The organism is Peptostreptococcus anaerobius 653-L, from assembly GCF_000178095.1.
Taxonomy (GTDB): domain Bacteria; phylum Bacillota; class Clostridia; order Peptostreptococcales; family Peptostreptococcaceae; genus Peptostreptococcus; species Peptostreptococcus anaerobius.
Window position 1 is genome coordinate 1 of the sequence record NZ_ADJN01000044.1, and the last position, 1,128, is coordinate 1,128.

At 32.1% G+C, this 1,128-nt stretch carries 1 protein-coding gene; it reads left to right on the forward strand.

Translation table 11 applies throughout. The features are described from left to right. Positions 1 to 100: 100 nt before the first annotated feature. A complete protein-coding gene (locus HMPREF0631_RS05075; RefSeq protein ID WP_002843857.1) occupies positions 101 to 1,042 on the forward strand; it encodes a DDE-type integrase/transposase/recombinase in 942 nt (313 codons plus the stop codon). Positions 1,043 to 1,128 lie beyond the last annotated feature (86 nt).

The window sequence follows — 1,128 nt, forward strand, 5'->3', positions numbered from 1 at the left end:
GTAATGTGCTATAACATATGTTACACAATTGAATAAAAAAAGAGAGGAACTCTGATACAATAGTAATATCAACAAAACCATTTAGTAAAGGAGTCCTCTCATGTCTATTATAACAGAAGAAATGCGTTACCGCCAAAAATTATGTGAATTTGCTAAAAAATATGGAGTTACAAAAGCCGCAAAGCGATATCATACTAACCGTCAGTTTGTGTATAGACAACTAAAAAAGTATGATGGCACAGTAAGGAGCTTAGCATTAGGCTCTAGAAGGCCTTTACGCAGTCCAAATGCTCACACAAAATCTGAATTGAAGTTAATTAGAAAGATGCTTAAAAGAAATGGTATCTATGGTCTTGCAGAAGTATACGTACGATGTAAAGCAAAGGGCTATACAAGAAGCTTTTCAAGCATGTGTAGACAAATTAGGAATAAGGGTTATAAAAAACCGGAGTTACGTCGTAAGAGTTACACAAAATATGATAGAATGGATGGTAAATACCCTGGTGACAAAGTACAAGTTGATATAAAACATGTTCCTGACGAATGTATAAAATTTCCTACATATGGCTATAAATACTATCAAATAACAAGTATTGACGAGTATAGTCGAAAAAGAAAATTGAAGATTGTAAAGGAAAAAAGTACCTATGAAACAAAAAAATTTTTAGAGAATTTGGAAGAAATGATTGGATTTCCAATACATATCGTTCAGGTAGATAACGGTCGTGAGTTTGTTAATGATGATGACAAAACAAGTAAAGAGAGTGCATTTGAAAAAGCTGCCAACAATCTTGGTATCACTATTAAACGAACAAGACCATATTCACCATGGCAAAATGGAAAAGTAGAAAGAAGTCACAGGGAAGATGGTAAGATTTTATATAATCGAAAAGTATTTACTAGCGAAAAAGATCTGATAAATCAGGTGGCAAAGCATGAAAGAAGATATAATAGTACGGCAAAAACAAGTTTAAAATTTAAAAGTCCAAATGAAGTTGTAGAAGAGTATTTCAAAAATACAGCCTGCTATTGTGAAAATTAAAATGAACTAAGTCAAGGTACGCAAAGCTTTACTCCTTGACTTATCCATTTATAATTTTCGATAAAATAGCAAGTATTTTGAAAAAC

Coding starts and splice junctions, on each gene's coding strand:
- HMPREF0631_RS05075 (WP_002843857.1), top strand. CDS start 101: ATGTCTATTATAACAGAAGAAATGCGTTACCGCCAAAAATTATGTGAA.